The sequence below is a fragment of the Streptomyces laurentii genome, from assembly GCF_040635425.1.
Classification (GTDB): Bacteria; Actinomycetota; Actinomycetes; order Streptomycetales; family Streptomycetaceae; genus Streptomyces; species Streptomyces laurentii.
In genome coordinates this window covers 1-16,485 of sequence record NZ_JBEYHT010000083.1, presented here as the reverse complement: position 1 = coordinate 16,485, position 16,485 = coordinate 1, and the positions used below count along the sequence as shown (strand labels likewise).

15 protein-coding genes and 1 riboswitch are annotated in these 16,485 nt (G+C 73.1%); of the genes, 1 reads left to right on the top strand and 14 read right to left on the bottom strand.

What is annotated here, in order from left to right:
* Positions 1–15 precede the first annotated feature (15 nt).
* The 3 genes from ABZ693_RS32900 to ABZ693_RS32890 all read right to left on the bottom strand — a co-directional run bounded on the left by ABZ693_RS32900 (position 16) and on the right by ABZ693_RS32890 (position 3,000).
* Positions 16–840 (bottom strand): methyltransferase domain-containing protein, encoded by an 825-nt coding sequence (locus ABZ693_RS32900; RefSeq protein ID WP_359884990.1) that lies wholly within the window; start codon positions 838–840, stop codon positions 16–18.
* A gap of 145 nt (positions 841–985) precedes the next feature.
* A complete protein-coding gene (locus ABZ693_RS32895; protein WP_359884988.1) occupies positions 986–1,780 on the bottom strand; it encodes an SGNH/GDSL hydrolase family protein in 795 nt (264 codons plus the stop codon).
* Positions 1,781–1,932: 152 nt separating this feature from the next.
* On the bottom strand, positions 1,933–3,000 hold the full coding sequence (locus tag ABZ693_RS32890; RefSeq protein WP_359884987.1) for a M23 family metallopeptidase: 1,068 nt from the start codon (positions 2,998–3,000) through the stop codon (positions 1,933–1,935).
* 4 nt (positions 3,001–3,004) lie between these two features.
* A riboswitch (cyclic di-AMP (ydaO/yuaA leader) is annotated at positions 3,005–3,178 on the bottom strand.
* Between the two features lie 370 nt (positions 3,179–3,548).
* Between ABZ693_RS32890 and ABZ693_RS32885 the strand changes: the two genes are divergently transcribed.
* The gene (locus ABZ693_RS32885; protein ID WP_359884985.1) at positions 3,549–4,358 is read left to right on the top strand and encodes a tyrosine-protein phosphatase; all 810 of its coding nucleotides are present in this window, start codon (positions 3,549–3,551) and stop codon (positions 4,356–4,358) included.
* Positions 4,359–4,404: 46 nt separating this feature from the next.
* Here the strand turns inward: ABZ693_RS32885 and ABZ693_RS32880 are convergent, their stop codons facing one another.
* From ABZ693_RS32880 to ABZ693_RS32830, 11 genes are all read right to left on the bottom strand, one after another.
* Complete coding sequence (locus ABZ693_RS32880; protein WP_359884983.1) at positions 4,405–4,557, bottom strand: DUF6126 family protein; 153 nt, start codon at positions 4,555–4,557, stop codon at positions 4,405–4,407.
* A 20-nt stretch (positions 4,558–4,577) separates the two neighbouring features.
* Positions 4,578–5,177 (bottom strand): helix-turn-helix domain-containing protein, encoded by a 600-nt coding sequence (locus ABZ693_RS32875; RefSeq protein WP_359884981.1) that lies wholly within the window; start codon positions 5,175–5,177, stop codon positions 4,578–4,580.
* Between the two features lie 87 nt (positions 5,178–5,264).
* Positions 5,265–6,650, bottom strand: coding sequence for an aspartate aminotransferase family protein (locus ABZ693_RS32870; RefSeq protein ID WP_359884979.1), 1,386 nt, complete (start codon positions 6,648–6,650; stop codon positions 5,265–5,267).
* Positions 6,647–7,672 carry an adenosyl-hopene transferase HpnH gene (hpnH, locus tag ABZ693_RS32865; RefSeq protein ID WP_359884977.1) on the bottom strand — a complete coding sequence of 342 codons (1,026 nt, stop codon included), beginning with the start codon at positions 7,670–7,672 and terminating at the stop codon, positions 6,647–6,649. Before hpnH ends, ABZ693_RS32870 begins: the two co-directional genes overlap by 4 nt.
* A 7-nt stretch (positions 7,673–7,679) precedes the next feature.
* Entirely contained in the window at positions 7,680–8,414 is a 735-nt protein-coding gene (locus tag ABZ693_RS32860) for a phosphorylase family protein (RefSeq protein ID WP_435842616.1), read from the bottom strand.
* On the bottom strand, positions 8,414–10,609 hold the full coding sequence (shc, locus tag ABZ693_RS32855; protein WP_359884975.1) for a squalene--hopene cyclase: 2,196 nt from the start codon (positions 10,607–10,609) through the stop codon (positions 8,414–8,416). Before shc ends, ABZ693_RS32860 begins: the two co-directional genes overlap by 1 nt.
* A gap of 119 nt (positions 10,610–10,728) precedes the next feature.
* A complete protein-coding gene (locus ABZ693_RS32850) occupies positions 10,729–11,829 on the bottom strand; it encodes a polyprenyl synthetase family protein (RefSeq protein ID WP_359884973.1) in 1,101 nt (366 codons plus the stop codon).
* Positions 11,826–13,256 (bottom strand): hydroxysqualene dehydroxylase HpnE, encoded by a 1,431-nt coding sequence (gene hpnE / locus ABZ693_RS32845; RefSeq protein ID WP_359884971.1) that lies wholly within the window; start codon positions 13,254–13,256, stop codon positions 11,826–11,828. Before hpnE ends, ABZ693_RS32850 begins: the two co-directional genes overlap by 4 nt.
* Positions 13,257–13,380: 124 nt before the next feature.
* Positions 13,381–14,340 carry a presqualene diphosphate synthase HpnD gene (hpnD, locus tag ABZ693_RS32840; protein ID WP_359884970.1) on the bottom strand — a complete coding sequence of 320 codons (960 nt, stop codon included), beginning with the start codon at positions 14,338–14,340 and terminating at the stop codon, positions 13,381–13,383.
* A complete protein-coding gene (gene hpnC / locus ABZ693_RS32835; protein ID WP_359884968.1) occupies positions 14,337–15,257 on the bottom strand; it encodes a squalene synthase HpnC in 921 nt (306 codons plus the stop codon). Before hpnC ends, hpnD begins: the two co-directional genes overlap by 4 nt.
* 304 nt (positions 15,258–15,561) lie before the next feature.
* Positions 15,562–16,284 (bottom strand): TetR/AcrR family transcriptional regulator, encoded by a 723-nt coding sequence (locus tag ABZ693_RS32830; protein WP_359884967.1) that lies wholly within the window; start codon positions 16,282–16,284, stop codon positions 15,562–15,564.
* Positions 16,285–16,485 lie beyond the last annotated feature (201 nt).

Genomic DNA, 16,485 nt, shown 5'->3' with positions numbered 1-16,485 from the left:
CCGTCGTCCGGCGGATCAGGGACGGCGGCCCCAGGCCGAGATCATCGGGGAGGTCGCGAGGTCGAGGCGCCCCGCGTCGACGTTCGCGAGGTGACGGTCGATCTCCTCGTCGGTCGCGAGGCCCGCCGCCACCAGCTTGCCGCGCACCTGCCGGACCGTCGCCGCCTCCAGGACGTCGCAGGCGGGGGACGCGATCGGGAAGTACGCGTCGGCGGCGACGTCCACGAGTCCCGCCTCGCGCAGCAGCCGGGGCAGCCGGCGGCCGTACGCGAGGTCGGCTCCGCGCGCCGCGAGCAGCTTCCGGAAGCCGGCCCGGAGCTTGTTGGCGAGAGCCTGCTCGGGCCCGTACTCGTCCAGGCAGATCAGCGGCTGCGCGGCCGGGTCGGCGTCCTCCAGGAGCAGCCGGCCGCCCGGCCGCAGCGCCCCGGCCATCGCGGCGAGGGCCCGGTCCCGGTCGGCCACGTGCACCAGTACCAGCCGCGCGTGGATCAGGTCGAAGCCGTCGCCGGGCGGCGCGTCGGCGCCCACGTCGTGGCGCAGCACCTCGACGCCCGGGCGGACCGCGCCGGCGGCCCAGGAGGTGTCGATGTCGGTCGCGACGACCCGGCCGGCCGGTCCGACCCGGTCGGCCAGCCAGTCCACGACGGACGTGCCGCCGGCCCCGACCTCCCAGCAGCGCCAGCCGGGGGCGACGCCCAGGTGCTCGAAGTGCCGGAAGGTCGACGGGTCGAACAGCGCCCCGAGCGCGTCGAAGCGGGTGCCCGCCTCGGCCTGCGCGTTGTCCAGCAGGTAACCCCGGCCGCCGGCGGCGCCGCCGGACCGCGGTGCGGAAGATGTCATGACCGGATTCTCCCGCCGCGGCGCGGCGCGGCTCCACCGGCCCCGCCACCACACCTCGCCTCGCCCCTCCCCGCCTGGGGACACGACGACGCCGGCCCCGCCGCTGTACGTGTCAGCGGAACGGGGCCGGCGCCGGGGCGAGCGGTTACAGCGGGAGCAGGTCGGGACGCTTGGCCTCGACGTGATCGCCGGAGCTCTCGCCGCGCAGCCGGCGGCCGATCCACGGGACGAGGTACTCCTTCGCCCAGTGCATGTCGTCCTTGCGGACCTCCAGGGTGCCGCGCGGCGCCTGCGGCGGCCACGCCTGCTCGGGGTCGGCCGGCACCTCCAGGCCGAGGACCTGGGCGGCGCGCAGCGCGACCCTGGTGTGCCCCTCGGGCGAGAGGTGCAGCCGGTCGTCGTCCCAGGCGCGGCGGTCCTGGACGGACCGCAGCGACCACAGGTCGAGTACCGGGCAGCCGTAGCGGTCGGCGACGGCCCGTACGTGCCCGTTGTACGTGGCGATCTTGCCGCGCAGGTGCTTGAGCAGCGGCACGTCGCGGGTGTCGAAGCCGGTCGCCACCATGACGGTGCCGACGGCGGAGCTCAGGTCGGCGATGGCGCTCTCGAAGCGCTCGGCGACGTCGTCGGGGTCCGTGCCGGGGCGGATGATGTCGTTGCCGCCGGCGCAGATGGTCACCAGGTCCGGGGCGAGTTCCTTCGCCCGCGGGATCTGTTCCGTGACGATCTGGTCGAGCAGGCGCCCCCGTACGGCCAGGTTGGCGTAGCGGAAGGCGTCGTCCTCCGGCATCCGGTCGCCCAGCAGGACCGCGAAACGGTCCGCCCAGCCGACGAACGTCCCGTCGGGCCCGGGGTCGCCGACGCCCTCCGTGAAGCTGTCACCGATCGCCGCGTACGACCCGAACGCGTTCTTGTCTCTGGTTGTCGAATCGTCTGCCACGGGAGCATCTTTCCCGGACGGATGTGACCTACGCGACCGTAAGGAGGGGTTGACGACGGGTGATATATGCCACCGATAAAGATTCGACCAAATCGGAATACGGGAAAACCCCCGGCGCGGGTGCGCCGGGGGCTTCGGTCCGCCGCCTCGGATCAGACGCTGACGCCGTGCTGCCGCAGGGCGGCCAGCGGGTCGATGTCGGAGCCGTAGTCCGGCCCGGTGCGCATCTCGAAGTGCAGGTGCGGGCCGGTCACGTTGCCGGTCGCGCCGGAGAGGCCTATCTGCTGGCCGCCGGTGACGGTCTGGCCGGCGGAGACGGAGATCGACGAGAGGTGCCCGTACTGGGAGTAGGTGCCGTCGGCGTGCTTGATCACGACCTGGTTGCCGTACGAGCCGCCCCAGCCGGCGGAGTAGACGGTGCCGGGGCCGACCGCGCGGACGGTGGTGCCGGTGGCGGCGGTGAAGTCGACACCGGTGTGGTAGCCGGAGGACCACAGGGAGCCGGAGGCGCGGTACGGGGTGGAGGTGCCGCCGCTGACGGGGGCGCCCCAGCCGGAGGAGGAGGTCGCGCCGGTCGACGCGGACGCCGAGGCCGAGGAGGAAGGCGCGGCCGAGGACCCGGTGGAAGAAGTCCCGGTGGACGAAGACCCGGTGGACGAAGACCCGGTGGACGAAGACGCGGAGGCCGAGGAGGACGCCGGGGCGGCGGTCCCGGTGGCCGGGGCGGCGGCGGTGCGCTCGCCGCCGCGCGAGGCGCGGGCGGCGGACGCGCCGGCGCTCCGCGCGTCGTCCTGCGGGGCGGCAGCCTTCGGCGCGGCGGGGGCCTGGCCGGTGTGCGCGGCGCGGAGGACGAGCTTCGTGCCCGGGAAGATCAGCGACGGGTTCTCGCCGACGGTCTGGCGGTTGTCGCGGTACAGCTGGTGCCAGCCGCCGGCCAGCCGGTGCTCGGCGGCGATCTTGGACAGATGGTCCCCGCGCACCACGGTGTACGCCTTCGCCGGGGCGCCGGCACCGAAGGTGGCGGCCGGGCCCGCGGCGGGAACGGCCGCGGGGACCGCCGCGGCGACGGCGTGCCGGGGCACGGCGGCGGGCTCGGCGGCGTGGGCGCCGGTCGCGCCGATCAGCGGCAGCGCGACGACGGCGCCGCCGGCGCTCGCGGCGGCGAGTCCCCGGCCGAACGGGCGGATCCTGCGACGGCGGTGCTTACCCTTCGCGGGCATGACGAATTCCTCTCCGTCGCCTGCGAGGTGAGCTGTCGGGTTCGGACGGGAGATGTCCGGCCGCGTGGGTACGCGGCTTCACCCCGAGCCGTCCTTCGTGACGCGCCTTTGCGAGCGCCGAGGGACCGGCGTGTTACCTGGGTCCCCCGCTCCTGCCGAGTACGGGTGAGTGCGGATTCCGGGCGGTGGCAGGATTCGGCGGTCCGTCCGGAGTGAACGCGACGCTAGACGAGCGAAGTCGACGGGAACAAGCCGCCGTAATCCCTTTTCCCATGATCGCGTCCTTTCCGGACGGAATTCCCGTCACTCCGCGCCGATGACGGACTCTCGGTTTTCCTTTCCCTGAAGGGAATTGGAAAAGACGATCAACAACGGTCCGTCAGCATATGACGCTGCTCACGTCCGGATTCCCATCTCCCCAGTAACCAGGGCGCGTTATACCGAACCCAGCAATTCGGACAGATCGCTCATCATTACCCCCGAGGGGTGCACCCTGAAGCAGGCCCCGGGATGATGCCGGAATAACGATCCCGAGAGCAGGAGCGACCGTGACGCGCGAGACGACCGAGCCCGAACTCACCGGCGTACGCAACTTCCGTGACCTGGGCGGACTGCCGACCGCGGACGGCCGGGCCGTCCGCGCCGGGCGGCTCTTCCGCAGCGGCCACCTGGCGCACGCCACCACCGAGGACGCGGCCTTCCTCACCACCCTGTCCCTGCACACGGTGTTCGACCTCCGCAACGACGCCGACCGACGCCTGGAGGGGCCGGACGTGGCCCTGCCCGGCGTGACGAACGTGAACATCCCGCTCAGCGACCCCGCCGACGGCAAGGACTTCTGGAAGCTGGTGCGCTCCGGCGAACTGGCGCAGCTGCGCGGGATCCTGGGCGAGGGCCAGGCGGCGGGCCGGATGACCCACTCGTACCAGCGGATGATCGTCGAGCGGACCGCGGAGCACAGCCGGATCCTGCACACGATGGCCGGGGAGAGCGTTCCGGCGCTGATGCACTGCGCGGCCGGCAAGGACCGGGCGGGGCTCGCGATCGCGATCTCCCTGCTGGCGGTCGGGGTCGAGCGGGAGGCGATCGAGGCGGACTATCTGAAGTCCAACGCCCCGCACCGGCGCTACAAAATAGAGCGCAGCTCCACCGCTCCGGACGGGATGTCACCGGAGGTGATGGAGCTGCTGGCCCCGCTCTTCGACGCGCGGGTGGAGTACCTGCGCGCCGCGTTCGCGACCATCGAGTCGACCTGGGGCTCGGTCGACGCGTATCTCCTGACGGGCCTGGGGCTGGCCCAGGAGACCCGTGAGCGGCTCAGGGGACGGCTGCTCACAGGGGCGGCCGCGGGGGCGTGAGGACCCGACTTCCGGATCGGGCCCCCCGGACTCTCGCCCGGCGCCGTTACTGGCCGCCGCCCATCTCGAAGAGCAGGTAGAGGAAGCCGGCGAACAGGTGGCCCGCGATGAGGTAGGCGAACAGCCGGAGCACGAGCCCCTTGGGGAACTTGCCGCCACCACGCTCTTCACCGGTGACCGGTGCGGACTTGTCGGACATTTCGAATCCTTTCTGGGGGCTCAGCGGCTGTGGGGGGTCCCGTTGCCGAGGCACAGCTCGGCAACGGGACTCTGGATCAGGGTGTGGACGAACAGCAGCTCGGCCCCGGCCTGGGTGGCCGCGCCCACCCGGTGCGGGGTGAGCGAGTCGTAGTGGGCGCTGTCCCCGGGATCGAGGACGTGCACGGCGTCGCCGAGCGCGAGCCGGACCCGTCCTTCCAGGACGTGGATCCACTCCTCGCCGGGGTGGACCCGGACGATGTCGGTGCTGGTGGCGAAGGGGATGTGGACGCGCAGGCACTGCATGGCGCGTCCGGCGCCGCCGGCCTGGCGGTAGATCCAGCCGTCGGCCTCCACCGGCTCCGAGCGGCCGGCCCGGACGATCGGGTCACGCTCGGGCGGCGTCTCGCCCAGCAGCTCGGAGACCGTCGTACCGTAGATACGGGAGAGGGAGAGCAGCATGGGCAGCGAGGGCTGCCGGTTCCCCGTCTCCAGCCGGGAGAGGTGCGCCGGTGAGAGCCCGGCCCGCTGGGCGGCGCCCTCCAGCGTGAGCCCCCGGCGGCGCCGCAGGGCCCGCAGCTGCGGGGCGACGTCCTGCAGGACGTCGGTAGCGTGGTCCATGCGTCCATTGGGCCAGGATCGTGCCTCTGAGGCAAATTTATTGCCCCAGAGGCAAAACCTGATCGGGCAGGGCCCCGGCGCGGGCCGCTAGGAGGCCGCCACAGCCTGCTTGACCAGTGTTTTCCCGAAGTCCCAGAGGAGTCCGCCGCCTCCGTGGGCGTCGTCCATCACCGCGGTGAAGGCGGTGACGAAGCGGTCGACGTCCTTCTCGTCGATGACCAGCGGCGGGATCAGCTTGATGACCTCCAGATGGTCGCCGGAGACCTGGGTGAGGATCCGGTGGCGCTGGAGCAGCGGCACCACGACCATCTGGGCGAAGAGCCCCTTGCGGGCCGCCTGGAGCATGGTCCAGCGGCCGCGCAGACCGAGGGACTTCGGCTTGCCGAACTCGATGCCGATCATCAGGCCGCGGCCGCGGATCTCTTTGAGGAGTTCGTAGCGCGGTACGAGCTCCCGCAGCCGGCCGGCGAGCAGGTCCCCGGTCCGGCGGACGTGCGCGACGGTGTCCTCGGACTCCATGACGGAGAGCACGGCGAGTCCGGCGGCCATCGCCTGGGCGTTGGAGCCGAAGCTGGCCGAGTGGACGAGCACCCGGTCCATCGAGGAGTAGACCTTCTTGAAGATCCAGTCCTTGCCGATCGTGGCGCCGACCGGCACGTAGCCGCCCGAGAGCGCCTTCGCGACGCAGACCAGGTCGGGCTCGACGCCTTCCTCGTGCTGGTACGCGTAGAAGTCACCGGTCCGGCCGAGGCCGGTCTGCACCTCGTCGGCGATGAGCAGGGCGCCGTGCCGGTGCAGCAGCTCCTGGGCGGCGCGCAGGAAGCCGTGCGGGGCGGCGTGGACGCCCTTGCCCTGGATGGGTTCCAGGACGAAGCCGGCCACGTCGCCCTTGCGCAGCTCGCGCTCCAGGGCGTCGAGGTCGCCGAGTTCGATCGCCGTGTCGGGCAGGAGCGGGGCGAAGCCGTCCCGGAAGCCCTTCTCGCCGTTCACGGAGAGGGCGCCGGTGGTGAGCCCGTGGAAGGCGTGCGCGCAGTAGACGACGCGCGGCCGGCCCGTGGCGTACCGGGCGAACTTGAGGGCGGTCTCCACGGCCTCGGTGCCGCTGTTGCCGAAGAAGACCCGGTCCAGGTGCGGACTGTGCGCCAGCAGCCGCTCGGCGAGGAGGCCGGGCAGCGGCTGGCAGTCGAAGCGGGTGAGGTCGGCGAGCTGCGCGTCGAGGACGTCGTGCAGGGCCTTGCGGACGACCGGATGGTGCCGGCCGAGGCCCATGACGCCGAAGCCGGCGAGCATGTCGAGATACTCGTTGCCGTCGGCGTCCCAGAAGTGGGCGCCTTCGGCCCGCTCGTACACCTTGTCGAACCCCAGGGTGTGGAGCATGCGGGGCAGTTGGTGGTTGAGGTGGCGGGCGTGCAGGTCGTAGCGCTCGCCGCCGCGCTCTGCGAGCAGCGCCCGGAGGTCGAACTCCCCGGTCACGACGGGCCGTTCCCGGTGACTGTCTCGCGGACCGCGCGCAGCGACTCCTTGAGCGAGCCCATGGTGGCGAGGACGGCGGTGGGCTCGTAGCCGCAGTGCGCCATGCAGTTGGCGCAGCGCGGGTCGCGGCCGCGGCCGTACTTGTCCCAGTCGGTGTCCTCGACGAGTTCGCGGTACGTGGGGACGTAGCCGTCGCTCATCAGGTAGCAGGGGCGCTGCCAGCCGAACAGGGAGTAGTTGGGGATCGCCCAGGCGGTGCACGAGAAGTCCGCCTTGCCTTCCAGGAAGTCCAGGAAGAGCGGCGAGTGATTGAGCCGCCAGCGGCGCCGGTTGCCGCCGGCGAACGCCTTCCTGAAGAGCTCCCGGGTCTGCTCGACACCCAGGAAGTGCTCCTGGTCGGGCGCCTTCTCGTAGGCATAGGCGGGCGAGATCATCATCTCGTCGACCTGGAGGTCGTCGTTGAGGAAGTTGAGCACCTCGATGACGGTCTGCGGGGTGTCGGTATTGAAGAAGGTCGAGTTGGTGGTGACCCGGAAGCCGCGCCGCTTGGCTTCCTTGATGGCCGCCACCGCCTCGTCGAACACGCCCTCCTTGGCGACGGATTCGTCGTGCCGCTCCCGCAGTCCGTCGATGTGCACGGCGAAGGCGAAGTAGGGCGACGGGGTGAACTTCTCCATCTTCTTGCGCAGCAGCATCGCGTTCGTGCACAGGAAGACGTACTTCCGTCTGGCCACCAACTGACGCACGATCTCGTCGATCTGAGGGTGCATCAGCGGCTCGCCGCCCGCGATGGACACCATCGGCGCCCCGGACTCCAGCACGGCGCCGACCGCCTGGGCGACCGGCATCCGCTGCTTGAGAACGCCCGCCGGGTGCTGGATCTTGCCGCAGCCCTCGCACTTGAGATTGCACGCGAACAGCGGCTCCAGCTCGACGATCAGCGGGAACCTCTCCCGCTTGCGGAGCTTCTGTTCGAAGAGATAGGTACCGACCCGGATGGACTGACGGAGCGGCATGGCCATGTCTCATTCACCTCCTGGGAAGCAGTAAAGAACGGTGCCATTCGAAAAATGCGGGGAGGACCGCACGCAGCACGCGGAACGCCGATATTCCCCCGCGCACGGTGCCGATCCTGACCAGTTCATGTTCTGGAGCGTCCACGACCACCCGTACGGCCGCAACCGGGCGTGGACCGGCCGTGAGCGCCGTCCGCAGGGTGGCCGCCGACTCCATGTCGACGGCGATGGCCCCGCCGGCCCGCAGCGCGGACCGCTCGGGGCCCCGCACCACGTGGTCGGAGCCGGTCAGCGGGCCGGTGTGGACGGTACGGCCGGGCAGCGCCCGGGCGAGGGCCTCCACGAGCAGCGCGGTGCCGTCACAGGGCGTGGCGCCGTCGGCGTCCCGGGTCTCCTCGGCGACGACGACGTCACCGGGGTGCATGCCGGGGGCCAGGCCCGCGCAAAAGCCGGAGGCGACGACCGCCGCGTCCCGCCAGGGCTCCCGGCCGAGGGCCCGGGCGACGGCCCGGCGCGCGTGCGCCGGGCCCATCCCGGTCCGTACGACGGTCAGCGGCACGGGCGCGCCACCCCGGTCGCCACTTCGCAGCGCCAGCTTCTCGATGCCCAGCGCGCAGGCCACGAGCAGCGGCGGCACGGCGACGGGGACGCCCTCGTCCGGCCGTCCGGCCCCGGGCGCACCGGCCGCGCCGGGGATCGCGGGGCCCCCGGCCGCTCCGGCGGCCTCGGCGGCCGGCTCCGGGGGCATCAGCCGCTCTCCCGGCCGCGCGGCGCGGGCTCGCCGTTGACGTAGCGGCCGAGCGCGGTGAGCGGGAAGACCTGCCGGTAGAGGTGGTAGTTGATGGAGAAGTCCCAGGGGAATCCGGTGCCGGTGAACTCCGGCTCGTCCCAGGAGCCGTCCGTCCGCTGCCGCTCGACCAACCAGGTGACACCGCGCCGCGCCGCCTCGGACTCCCGCTCGCCGGCCGCGAGCAGCGCGAGCAGCGCCCAGGCGGTCTGGGAGGCGGTGGAGGTGCCCTGTCCGACCCAGTGCGGCATCCGGTACGAGCGCAGGTCCTCGCCCCAGCCGCCGTCCTCGTTCTGGACGGAGCCGAGCCAGGCGACGGCCCGCCGGATCGCCGCGTGCGTACGGGGCAGTCCGGCCGCGACGAGAGCCGGCACCACCGACCCCGTGCCGTAGACGTAGTTGACGCCCCAACGGCCGAACCAGGCGCCGGTGGGCTCCTGTTCGGCGAGCAGCCAGTCGACGCCCCGCCGGGTGCGCGGGTCATCGGCCCGGCCCTCGTAGGCGAGCATCTCGACCACGTGGGCGGTGACGTCGGCCGAGGGAGGGTCGATGACCTCGCCGAAGTCGCAGAACGGCAGCCGGTTGGGGAAGGGGCTGGTGTTGTCGGCGTCGAAGGCGCCCCAGGCGCCGTTCTTCGACTGCATGCCGAGGTTCCAGCGCACTCCGCGCGCGACGGCCGCGTCCCGCTGTTCCGGGTGGGGGTGCTCGACCCGGCGGAGCGCGAGGACGACCTCGGCGGTGTCGTCGATGTCGGGGTAGTTGTCGTTGTGGAACTCGAACGCCCAGCCGCCCGGCGGGAGTCCGGGGCGCCGGACGGCCCAGTCGCCCTTGCGGACGATCTCCTCGCCGAGCATCCAGTCGGCGGCCTTCACGAGCGCGGGATGGTCGGCCGGGACGCCCGCGTCGGCGAGCGCGATGGTGGCGAGGCAGGTGTCCCAGACCGGGGACTGGCACGCCTCGATCATGCGGGCGCCGTCCTCGCGCCAGACCGCGAAGCGGTCCAGGGACGCGAGACCGGCCCGCATGACGGGATGTCCCAGGTCGTAGCCGAGCAGATACAGGGCGATCACGGAGTAGACGGCGGGTGGCTGGATTCCGCCCCAACATCCGTCATTTTCCTGGCGTTCGACGATCCAGCGCGCGGCGACGTCGGTGGCGATCTTCCGCAGCCGGCGCGGGGCGATCTTCCGGTAGAAGTGCAGCCCCTTGTCGAGGCATTGGAAGACCCCGTCCCAACTGGCCGCCGGGGCCATGGGCTTGACCGGGTTCGGGCGGGCCGGGTCGGTGTGCAGCTCGTCCAGCGGGAACGGGGCGGGCCGCACCGGCCGCTTGGCGGAGACGACCGTGAGCGGCACGATCGTCTGCCGGGCCCAGCAGCCGAAGTCGTAGATGTTGAGCGGGAACCAGCGCGGCAGGAAGACCATCTCGGGCGGCAGTTCGGGCAGGTCGTCCCAGCGCCACCAGCCGAACAGAGCCAGCCAGATCCGGGTGAAGACCCGGGAGGCGGCGATGCCGCCCTCGCCGCGGATCCAGGTCGCGGCGCACGCCATGTGCGGGGCGTCCGGCTCGTCGCCGGCGAGCCGCAGGGCGACGTACGCCTCGATGGTGGTGGAGAGTTCGCCGGGCCCGCCGTGGAAGGTGGCCCAGGTGCCGTCCTCGCGCTGCTCGCCCCGGATGAAGAGAGCCGCGGCGCGGGTGGTCTCGGGGTCGAGGATGCCCAGGAACTGGCGGAGCAGGAGGTCCTCGGCGTCCATGGTGACGTTGGTCTCCAGGTCGCCCTTCCACCAGCCCTCGTCGTCCTGGCGGCCGAGGAGGTGGGCGATGGAGCGCTGGGCGGCGCGCTCGGCGGCCTCGTCGAGGTCGCCCGCTCCGATGCCGGCGGGCGCGTCGCCGGCCGTGGTGGTCGTCGCGGCCGTGGTGGTCGTCGCGGCCGTGGTGGTCGCGGTCGTGGTGGTCGCGGTCGTGACCGCGTGCGTCGCCGTGGCGGTCGTCGCGCCGGTGACAGTCGTCGCGTCCGTGAAGGCCGTGCCGGTATCGCCGTCGAGCCCGGCAATCCCGGCAATCCCGCTGGAATCGGTGGAATCAGTGGTCGTGTCGCTGGCCGCGGTCGCCCGGGGTCCCATGGCCCCGGCGTTCCCGTCGGTCGTCGCTGTCATGGCGTCCCCTTCGTGCAGTTCAGTGTGCTTCCGCGTACTTCTGCTTTCTCGGGTCTGCCGTCGGCCGGTGCCCGATGACACCGGCCGGCGACTGCGCAGCTATATCAGAGCGATGGCGATCATCTCTTCCGTACGACGACGAAATCGGCCAGTGCCACGAGCTGGTCCCGGACCTGCTCCGGGAGCTCCACCTCGTGCAGCGCGCGGACGGCGACGGCGTGCTGGCGGCGGGCCTCCTGGGAGGTCCACTCGCGGCCGCCGGCCTCCTCGATGAGGGCGGCGCGGGTGGCGAACTCCTCCTCGGAGAACGAGTCGAACTCGCTGCTCTTGGCGTCGGCGGCGAGCAGCTCGGCGAGCCGCTCGGAGGCCGGGCCGCCCGCCGCGAGGGCGGCGACGACCGGCAGGGACTTCTTGCGCTGGCGCAGGTCGCTCCAGGTCTGCTTGCCGGTGGACTCCGGGTCGCCCCAGATGCCGAGGAGGTCGTCGACGGCCTGGAACGCGAGGCCCAGGTGGTAGCCGTACTCCTCCAGCTTGTCGGCGGTGCGGTCGTCGGCGCCGCCGAGGACGGCACCGATGGAGACGGCGCAGGCGATCAGGGCGCCGGTCTTGTTGCCCTCCATCTCCAGGCACTCCTCGACGCTGACGCGCTCGCGGTGCTCGTAGGAGATGTCCTGTGCCTGCCCGTCGATGAGCTTGCGGGTGGCGATGGTCAGCCGGCGGGTGGCGCGGCCGGCCTCGACGGTGCCGAGCTCCAGCAGCAGCTCGTTGGCCAGCGCGAACATCGCGTCGCCGACGAGGATGGCCTGGGCCGGGCCGTGCACCTTCCAGACCGTGTCGCGGTGGCGGCGCTGCTCGTCGCCGTCCATCAGGTCGTCGTGCAGCAGCGAGAAGTTGTGCACGAGCTCCACGGCGACGGCGCCGACGACACCGACCTCCGGGGCGGCGCCCGCCGCCTCGGCCGAGATCAGCGCCAGCGCGGGCCGGACGGCCTTGCCGCTGTCGGCCTCGGTCGGGTTGCCCGCGGCGTCGATCCAGCCGAAGTGGTAGGCGGCCACGGTGTCCATGGGCGGCGCGAGGCGGTCGATCGCCGCCCGCATCACGGGCGTGGACAGGGCGCGGCCCCGCTCCAGCAGCGCGGCGACGTCCGCGGTGTCGACGGCCGGATTCCCCGGGGGCACAGTCGGCACGGTTTCTCCTCTAGTTCCGGTACTCACACTCATGCCGCCTCCTGCAGCGGATGGTCATAGGGGCGGCCGAGTGCGCCGAGCGCGGCGCTCGCGGCGGTGAAGCCGCTGCGGACGGCGCCCTCCATGGTCGCGGGCCAGCCGGTGGCGGTCCACGCGCCGGCCAGGTACAGGCCGGGCGCGCGGGTACGGGCGCCGGGGCGGAGCAGACCGACGCCGGGGGTCGGGGCGAACGTGGCCGCGCGTTCGCGGGTCACGAAGAAGTCCCGGATCCCGGCGCCGCGGGCGGCCGGCAGCAGCCGCTCCAGCTCGGGCAGATAGCGGGCGCGCAGCGCGGCGACCGGCTCGTCGATGTCGTCCTGGGCGGCCGACTGGGAGACCGCGAGGTACTGGCCGGGGCCGGTGAGGCCGGACGACTCGGTCCGGTCGAAGACCCACTGCACCGGCGAGCCGAGCGCGGTGAAGAAGGGCTGCCGGAGCACCTTGCGGTCGTAGACGACGTGCACGTTGAGGATGGGCGCGGTGTCGATGCCGAGCAGCCGGCCGGGCTCGTCCAGGGCGCCGTCGGGCAGCAGCGCGTGGGTCTCCCGCTGCGGTACGGCGAGGACGACGGCGTCGGCCCGCAGGGTCTCCCCCGGCATCTCGACGGTCCAGGTGCCGTCGTCGGCGCGGCTGATCCGTTCGGCCTTGGCGCGCAGTTCGGTGCGGACGCCGACGGCGTCGAGGGCCTTGCGGGCGAGGGTGTCGTGCAGCTCGCCGAGCGGGACGCGGGCCCAGCCGATGTCGGCGGCGCCGTTGTCGGAGAGCAGTCCGGTCTTGAAGACCATCGCGGCGAGGCCAAGGGAGGCGTGCGGCGCGGTGGCGTTGAGGGTGGCGACGCCGACCAGGTCCCACAGCGCCTCGATCGTGCGCGCGGACTGGCCGTGGCGGCGCAGCCAGTCGCCGAAGGCGACGTCGTCGAGAGCGGGGTCGGCCGGATCGAGCCCGCGCAGGGCGAGCGCGGCGCGGCCGACGCTCGCGCGTTCGGCGAGCGACAGGTGCGGATAGGTGGCCAGGCTCCACCCGAGGTGCAGGGGTACGGGCAGGCCGGTGCGGCGCAGCCGGCCGAGCCGCGGTCCGCGCGGATGGCCGACGTCGAGCACGGGGACGTCGAGCCGCGGCTGGACGGGGGCGAGGTGGGCGCCCTGGATCCGGTCCAGGAACCACCGGTACGCGGTGCAGCAGCGCAGGTAGACGTGCTGTCCGTTGTCGACGGTGAGGTCGCCGCGGCGGAACGAGAACGCGAGGCCGCCGAGCCGGGGCCGGCCCTCGAGCAGGGTGACCCGCACGCCGGCCTCGGCCAGTCGAAGCGCGCTGGTGACGCCGGCGAGCCCGCCGCCGACGACGACGGCGTGCGGGCGGCCGTCACCAGGGGGTGCCGCGCCGGCGGCACCCTGGGCGCGGCTGGTGTCGTCTGCGGTCACGCGGTCTCCTCCCGTGAGTTCCCTGGCTCCCCTGGCCCGCCTGCGGCGGCGGGCTCCCGGAGCGGTGCGTTCCCCACCCCGGAAAGGGACGCGGAGGCGGCGGCCCGGGTTGCCCGGGCGGGCCTCACGCGGGCCTCCTGACCGTACGGCGGGAGACATGGCGGGCGTCGAGGCCGGACAGGCCACGCACCGCGACGTACGCCTTCTCGTGACCGGGCAGCGAGACCCGGCCGCGCAGGACGGCGGCGGGGTCGCGGGCGATGCGGTCGAGCAGCCGGCGGTAGATGCCGGCCATGGCGGCGACGCAGGCGCCGCTGCGCCGGTCGAGCATCGGCAGGAGCCGGTAGCCCTCGGCGAACAGGGCGCGGGCGCGGCGGACCTCGAAGTGGACGAGTCCGGCGAAGTCGGCACCCGGGGACGGGGTGCCGGCGGCGAAGCCGTCGGAGCAGCCGAACTTGGCGAGGTCCTCGGCCGGCAGGTAGGTACGGCCGCCCAGGGCGTCCTCGCGGACGTCGCGCAGGATGTTGGTGAGCTGCAGGGCCAGGCCGAGGGTGTCGGCGTACTCGGCGGCCTTGGCGGCCCGCTCCGTGCCCGGGGCGCCGGGCTGGGTGCCGAAGACGCCGAGCGACAGCCGCCCGATGGCGCCGGCCACGCAGCGGCAGTAGACCTTGAGGTCGTCCCAGGTCTCGTAGGTCCGGCCGTGGACGTCCATGAGGACGCCGTCGATCAGCTCGTCGAGCCCGCCGAGCGGGATCGGGAAGCGGCGGGCGGCGTCGGCCAGGGCGACGGCGACCGGGTCGGTGTCGTCCTCGTGGACGCGGCCGGCCCGGATACGGCCGAGCAGGGCGCGGGTGGCCTCCAGGCGCTCCTGCTTCTCGGCGGGCGGCAGCGGGCCGTCGCCGATGTCGTCGACCCGCCGCGAGAAGGCGTACAGGGCCGACATGGCCTGGCGCTTCTCGGTCGGCAGGAGCCGGATGCCGTACGCGAAGTTCCGGGCCTGCTGCCCGGTCACCGCCTCGCAGTAGCTGTACGCGGCCTGGACCGGCGCGGACGGCTGGGACTGTCCCTCCACTGTCCGGTTCACCCCTCTCTCCGCGCCGCGAGCAGGACGGCGCCCGCCCGGCGCATCACACTCGGTTTGGCGGCCTTCGGCGGCCCGGGCAGGACGTCGTAGCCGGCGTCGGCGATCGCGTCGAGGGCGGCGTACCCGCCGGCGGTGAAGCCGGCGAGGAGCAGCCGGAGCCGGCCGTGGACGCTGCCGACGAGCGGGGCACCCGCGTCGAGCAGGCCCCGGGCGCGGTCGGCCTCGAAGGCGATCAGGGCACGCACGGAGGCCCCGGCCGTGGGACGGTCCAGGTCGTCCTCGGTGACGTGAAAGCGTTTCAGGTCCTCGGCGGGCAGGTAGATCCGGTCGCGGCCGAGGTCCTCGGCGACGTCCTGGAGGTGCTCGACGATCTGGAGCGCGGTGCAGATCGCGTCGGAGCGGCGGATCCGCTCGGGAGTGGCGGTGCCGGTGAGGGCGAGGACGAGCCGGCCGACGGGGTTGGCGGACAGCTCGCAGTAGGCGAGCAGGTCGTCGTAACTCTCGTAGCGGCGGACCAGCTGGTCCTGGCGGTTGGCGGCGATCAGGCCGAGGAAGGGCGCGGGGTCGAGCCGGTGCCGGGCGACGGTGGGACCGAGCGCGCGCAGCAGGGGGTGGTGGGCGGGGCCCGCCACGGGGTCGAACACCCGCAGGAGGTCGGCCTCGAAGGCGTCGAGGAGGACGAGCCGGTCCTCGGCCTGTTCCGGGGCGACACCGAGGTGACGGGCGTCGGCGCCGCCGGGCGCGAGGTCGCCGTCGCCGATGTCGTCGACGAGGCGGGCGAAGCCGTAGACGGCCATGAGGTCCTGGCGCCATTCCCGGGGCAGGAAGAAAGGAGCCACGGGGAAGTTCTCGTCCGCGGCCTTGCCGAGTGTGGTGCGCGAGGAGGCGTCGGAGCGCACCTGCCGGGTTCCGGTCACCGGCCGCTGCCCGACGCGGGGACGGCGACACCCTCGTGGAGCCGGAGATTCTGCGTCATGGCCGTCACATCTCCCGTTCTACACCGCGGACACAATCCATCCTATTTCGGACACGCCGCCCCGCCCCCCGGCCATCGCCCGGTGGTGGGCGCCGAGGGGAATGCCCCTACTTGCCGCGAAACAGACCGGTACAGCTTACGTGGTAGGCAATCCCGGTCCGTGACGGGGGGTCGCCCCCAGGGGGCAACGCACGCGGGCACGCCAACCTTCCCACGAAAAGCGGAAGTTGATCGATTCGTGACCTTCAGGGGGCACGGGTCCCTGAGACCACCATCGCCAGGGTGGACTCCACGACGTCGTCGCGGCGCTGGGCGGTGAGCCGGCGCAACGGCCCTTCGAGGAGCAGCAGCGACAGCCCGTGGACGGCCGACCAGGCGGCGACCTCGGCGGCGGGCCGGGGGGCGCGCGGGGGGCGAGCGGCGGCGGCCACGGCGTCGAGGGCGTCGGTGAGCAGGCCGAAGGCCCGTACTCCCGCCCCGGCGGGACCGTGCTCCGAACCGCCGCGCCCCGCGGCCGGACCGGCGGCCCCGCCGGCCGTCGCGCAGTCGGCGTCCGTGTCGGTGTCGTGGGCGCTGCCGGCAGGGCCGCCCGGTTCGGTACGAGGGGCACTGAAGGCGGAGCGGTACAGGCCCGGCTGCTCGACGGCGAAGGCCACGTACCCCCGGCACAGCGCGGCCAGCCGGGCCTCCGCGGAGAGCGGGGAGCCGTCGGCGCGCTGACGGGCGACGGCGTCCTCCATGGAGTCGGCCAGCGCGTGCCGGGCGTGCTCGCGGACGGCGGCGAGGAGCGCGCCGCGGCCCTCGAAGTGCCGGTAGGCGGCGGTGGGCGAGACGCCGACGCGGCGGGCGGCCTCGCGCAGCACGACCCGCTCGGGGCCGCCTTCGGTGGCCAGGTCGACGGCCGCGCCGATGAGGGCGTTGCGCAGGTCGCCGTGGTGGTAGGTCTTGCCCACCGAGATCGCTGCCATGGGGGTCATCCTGCCCGATGTTGACCGCATGAACATTCCGCCGGGGAGCATGACGCGCAAAAACCGGACGCACGGACTCCGGGTATCCGGAGCCGCGCGCCCCCCGGCCGGGAGGGGCGCCCCGTCCCTCCTGCCCGTAGGTGAATGCTGTTAGGGAAATGCTGCTGTGAAGAGCTGCGGTGTGAAAAAGCTGTTCTTCGG